At 37.7% G+C, this 5421-nt stretch carries 6 protein-coding genes; 4 read left to right on the forward strand and 2 right to left on the reverse strand.

What is annotated here, in order from left to right:
• Positions 1-91 precede the first annotated feature (91 nt).
• Both dnaN and dnaA read right to left on the reverse strand, forming a co-directional pair.
• A complete protein-coding gene (gene dnaN, locus AC1DSB_RS13670) occupies positions 92-1228 on the reverse strand; it encodes a DNA polymerase III subunit beta (RefSeq protein ID WP_016428942.1) in 1137 nt (378 codons plus the stop codon).
• A 168-nt stretch (positions 1229-1396) separates the two neighbouring features.
• Positions 1397-2743: a chromosomal replication initiator protein DnaA gene (gene dnaA, locus AC1DSB_RS13675; protein WP_016428941.1), complete on the reverse strand. Its 1347-nt coding sequence runs from the start codon at positions 2741-2743 to the stop codon at positions 1397-1399.
• A gap of 529 nt (positions 2744-3272) precedes the next feature.
• On the opposite strand from dnaA, the gene rpmH reads away from it, so the two are divergent.
• The 4 genes from rpmH to jag all read left to right on the forward strand — a co-directional run bounded on the left by rpmH (position 3273) and on the right by jag (position 5409).
• A complete protein-coding gene (rpmH, locus tag AC1DSB_RS13680) occupies positions 3273-3407 on the forward strand; it encodes a 50S ribosomal protein L34 (protein WP_016428940.1) in 135 nt (44 codons plus the stop codon).
• Positions 3408-3482: 75 nt separating this feature from the next.
• Complete coding sequence (rnpA, locus tag AC1DSB_RS13685) at positions 3483-3830, forward strand: ribonuclease P protein component (protein WP_477531173.1); 348 nt, start codon at positions 3483-3485, stop codon at positions 3828-3830.
• 95 nt (positions 3831-3925) lie between these two features.
• Complete coding sequence (yidC, locus tag AC1DSB_RS13690) at positions 3926-4669, forward strand: membrane protein insertase YidC (protein ID WP_477531176.1); 744 nt, start codon at positions 3926-3928, stop codon at positions 4667-4669.
• Complete coding sequence (gene jag / locus AC1DSB_RS13695) at positions 4666-5409, forward strand: RNA-binding cell elongation regulator Jag/EloR (RefSeq protein ID WP_477531172.1); 744 nt, start codon at positions 4666-4668, stop codon at positions 5407-5409. The genes yidC and jag overlap by 4 nt, the downstream gene beginning before the upstream one ends.
• Positions 5410-5421: the final 12 nt, after the last annotated feature.

A 5421-nucleotide genomic window follows, 5' to 3' on the forward strand; every position in this document is an offset into this window, starting at 1 on the left:
CTTTTTAGTCTATCCCTTCATTTTACTTCATTTTCACCAAGAAGTAAAAAAGGATAGCCCAATAGAGGACTACCCTTTGAATAATTTATTTTTAATATGTGCGAACAGGTAAAATGAGTTGCAAAATTGCATCATCATGAACTGATTTTAAGATGAATGGGCGCATTGCACCGGTGAATTGAACCATTACATCTTGGCCATCCACAGCTTTTAATGCATCCATCATATATTTCGCACTAAACGAGATTTTTAGTTCTTCTCCTTCGATAGATGTTGCTTGAATTTCTTCTTCCACTTTCCCTACTTCTGGTGAACTGGATGAAATTTCAACAACATTGCCTTCCAAAGAGCTAAATCGAACAATATTATTGCGTTCTTCTCGTGCCAATAAAGAAGCACGATCGATCGCTTGTAGTAATGCTTTCCCGTTTACGGTTACCGTTGTTTTGTATTCACTCGGAATTAAACGAGATGTATCAGGATAATTTCCTTCAAGTAAACGTGAATAGAATAATACATCAGAAGTTTTAAATAACACTTGTTGTTGTGTCATGACGATATGAACTGGTTCTGATGAGTCTCCAATGATTTTACTTAATTCATTTAAGCTCTTTCCTGGAATTACTACGCTATATTCTCCCTCAGGCAGCTGTTCCAAAGTCGTTTTACGTCGAGCTAGACGGTGACTGTCTGTTGCTACACAAACAAGCTCTCCATTTTTCACTTCCCAATGAACGCCTGTTAATACAGGACGACTTTCAGAAGTTGATACTGCGAATACTGTTTCACGAACAATTGATTTCAATAAATCTGCTGGAATGACAAACTGGCGATCATCTTGAATTTCTGGAAGTAATGGATATTCAGAAGCATCCAGTCCAATTAAATGGAATTCTGATTTACCTGAACGAATATGCGTTTGATATTGTTCATTTACTTCAATTTCAACATCACTTGTTGGTAACTTACGAACGATTTCGTTGAACATACGAGCTTGAACAACAATTGTCCCTTCTTCAATTACACGAATTACTTGTTCGCCATTTTCTTCAGCTTTAATAAAAGTTTGAATCGTAATATCAGAATCACTACCTGTTAAGTGCAAACCTTCTTCAGTAACTTCTAATTTAATTCCCGTCAAAATCGGAATCGTTGTTTTAGAACTTACTGCTTTCATTACATCGTTTAACCCATCTAATAACCGTTCACGCATGATTTCAAATTTCATGATTATACCTCGCTTATATATTTATTAATGTTTTAAAAGAATAATAGATATAGTAATAGGGCCTGTGGATTTGTTAATAAGTCCATTTTACCGAATAAAATCAGCCTATCCACATGTAGATAGACTGTGTATAAACTAGGCTGTCCAATGTGGGGTTATCCACAACTGTTAAGACTTACCTAATAGACTCTTAATTTGTTTCAGGTCTTGTTGAAGGGCCTGATCCTCTTTTAATAGAGTTGAAATCTTTTCATGTGCATGGATAACCGTTGTATGATCCCTGCCTCCAAATTCCTCACCAATCTTAGGTAAAGAGAAACTTGTCAACTCTCGAGATAGATACATGGCAATTTGTCTTGGAAAAGCAATAGATTTCGTTCGTTTCTTCGCTGTAAAATCCTCTAAACGTATGTGGAAGTGCTCACCCACCGTTTTTTGAATATCCAAAATCGTAATTTTACGCGGCTTTGCATTCGGCATAATATCCTTCAATGCTTCAGCTGCTAAATCCGAATTCATATCCTTATTAACTAAAGAAGAATATGCAACCACACGAATCAAAGCACCCTCAAGCTCACGAATATTTGAATCGATTTGATTGGCGATGTACATCATGACTTCATTTGGGATGTCCAAGCCATCTGCTTTCGCTTTTTTACGCAAAATCGCAATACGCGTCTCTAAGTCTGGAGGCGTGATGTCCGTAATTAAGCCCCATTCAAAGCGGGAACGCAGACGATCTTCCAATGTTGGAATTTCTTTTGGTGGTCTGTCACTTGAAATGACAATTTGCTTTGATTCTTCATGCAAAGTATTGAATGTGTGGAAAAATTCTTCCTGAGTTTGTTCTTTCCCGGCCAAAAATTGAATATCGTCTATTAATAGTACATCCACGCTGCGGTACTTGTTACGGAAATCTACCGTTTTATTATCACGAATAGAATTAATGAATTCATTCGTGAATTTTTCGGAAGATAAATAAACAACTTTTGCATTTGGGTTATGTTCCTGTACATAGTGACCAATTGCATGCATTAAGTGGGTTTTTCCAAGTCCTACTCCCCCGTAGATAAACAGTGGATTATAGGCTTTTGCTGGCGCTTCCGCCACTGCAAGTGATGCTGCATGCGCAAATCGGTTACCTGAACCGATAACAAAGGTATCAAATGTATATTTTGAATTAAGCATGCCAGGTGAATACTCTGGTTGCTCATCATCTTTCATTGAAACGATCGGTTTAGGAAGTGAGAAATCTTCCATGCTTTGATCTTTAGGTACAACAAATTTGATGGACAGGCCTTCCCCCGTCAATTCGGTCAATATACCGGCTATCAAATGTACATAATGCGTATCAAGCCAATCACGTGCAAATGAGTTTGGAGCCGCAATTGTCACTGTATCTCCTTGATAGGTCAACATTTTTGTAGATTTGAGCCACGTTTCAAAGCTTGGTTTCGAGATTTTTTGCTCCACTTGAGCAAGAACGCTCGACCATAGTTCTTCTAAATGTTCCAACAACGTACCTCCTTCTTTAAAATATTTTTTATCGACAATCTTACACATAATATGTATAGTCATGCACAAAACCACAAGTTGTGGATAAAGGTTAATCAGAGCCTTGGGATAAGCTATCCACAGATTATCAACAGTTGTGGATAACAACGAATACTGATTTTCGGTTTTGAAGAGTAAAACACAAACATCGTATCAAAAATAACTAGAAATTACAAGCGTTCTCGATGGTTATCCACAAAATGCATATTCATGCACACCGCTGTTGTCCACAGGCCGTGAGTTTGTTAAAAAGTTGTAGATAAGTGGTGTGGATAGAAAAAATGCCCCAAATTCGTTATCCACAGCACTGTGTGTAGAAAACTTCATATATGTGGACAACTTATAACCAGATGAATTTACACTGAAAGAGAACGATAAGAGAACGATATTTCGAAATGCTATTGACATTTAGGGGTCAAACTATATATAATATCCAAGACTGTCTATAAGAGATAAATCGACTTTCAATTTTTCAGGAGGTGTCACATAGATGAAACGCACATACCAACCAAATAAACGCAAACATAGTAAAGTTCACGGATTCCGTTCTCGTATGAGTTCTAAAAACGGCCGTCGCGTATTAGCAGCACGTCGTCGTAAAGGAAGAAAAGTATTATCAGCTTAAGCCCACTGATCCGCATCAGTGGTCTTTTTTTTCTTTACCTATTAGAAGCGAATGATCAGGTGGAGAAGGTGAAGCATGAATAAACGTCAACGAGTAAAGAAGAATGCAGAGTTTCAAAAGATTTTTAAACGCGGTAAATCCTTTGCGAATCGCCAGTTTGTCTTATATTTCTTACCGAAAGAAGGACAAGAGGAGTTTCGCATCGGCCTATCCGTGAGTAAAAAAGTCGGAAATGCAGTCGTCCGCAACCAAATCAAACGCTATATCAGACAATCTTTCTTGGAACTGAAAGATGAAATCAACCCGAACATGGATTATGTCATTATCGCCAGAAATCAGGCGGCCAGTTTAGATTTTCATGAAACAAAGAAAAGTTTGGAGCACGTTTTGAAAATCGCTAAAATGATTCAAAAGATTAAGTAATAAAGACAAGAAGTTTTTCATGTATATATATATAGAAGAAATGGAATGTCGTTTTAGGGGGAAGAAGGGTGAACAAACGCTTACTTATTATCCTCATGCTTGTTTCTGTCACGCTATTACTTAGTGGATGTACAGAGTATGATCAACCGATTTATGAGGGCAGTAAAGGATTTTGGAACGAATTTATTGTTTGGCCTCTTGTTTCTTTCATTACATTGTTCAAGGAATTACTCGGATCTTACGGATTAGGTATTGTCATGGTGACAATAATAATTCGTTTGGCGATTCTTCCTTTAATGATCAAACAAACAAAGAGTGCAAAGAATATGCAAGATGTTCAACCTGAACTTGCTAAACTCAAGCAAAAATACAGCTCAAAAGATGCGGCTACCCAACAGAAGTATCAACAAGAAATGATGGCGTTATTTAAAGAAAAAGGTGTGAATCCAGCTGCGGGCTGTTTGCCGGTAGTCATTCAAATGCCTATCCTAATCGGTTTCTATCATGCGATTAGTCGCATGAATAATACGCCAGAAATTAACTTAGGCAGCTTCTTATGGTTTGAGCTTGCTGAACCAAGTATTATTCTTGCGGTTCTTGCAGGAATCATGCAGTTCCTGGTATTACGTACTGGTCAAGCAATGAACAACCCTCAAATGAAAATCATGATGTATTTCATGCCTATTATGATTATCGGGTTCGGTATTTTCTTACCTTCAGCCTTAACATTGTACTGGGTAATCGGAAATATCATTTCATTGAGTCAAAACATGGTCATTTACAAACCATGGGAAAAAAGTACACTTCAACCTGCTAAAACTGGAGGGGCTAAAAAGTGAATCAGATTACGCAAACGGGTTCAACAACTGAAGAAGCGATATCTGCTGCATTAGCTAAACTTGAGACAACGAGAGATCAAGTCACCATTAACGTTTTAACTGAAGGTAAAAAAGGATTTTTAGGTTTTGGCTCCAAACTTGCAGAAGTGCAAGTTACAGTAAAGGAAGCACCACCCGTTGTGCAAGAGACTGAAATTGTCACTGTTGAGTCTGTAGAAGATCCGACAGAAAAAACAGTAGTGCCATTGCAAGAAAAAGGAGTTTCTAAGAATGTCGAGTCCACTCAAGGCGAGGCAGTTGAAGAAACGAAAGCATATATAAACCTTATTGCAAAAGAAATGAAAATTGACGATTTAACGATTCATACGGAGCAGAACGGTAAATATGTTACGCTTCGACTGGAAAGTAAAAAAGCAGCTGTACTTATTGGAAAACGAGGGCAAACGTTAAACGCCTTGCAACAATTATCACAATTAGTTGCAAACAAGTATGCTAACCATTTTTTGATGATTCAACTTGATGTAGAAAATTACCGCGAGCGCCGTCAAGAATCTTTGGAACAATTAGCCGAACGTATGGCGGATAAAGCAATCCGAACTGGAAAAAAAGTAGAGTTTGAACCAATGCCTTCTTATGAAAGAAAAGTGATACACAACGCTTTATCCAGACGGTTGGATATTGAGACCGTATCAGTAGGAACAGATCCTAATCGTTATCTCGTAATTGAACCATTAAAGTAATGGACAGCGGAC

This window comes from Paenisporosarcina sp. P4_E4_2, from assembly GCF_056401595.1.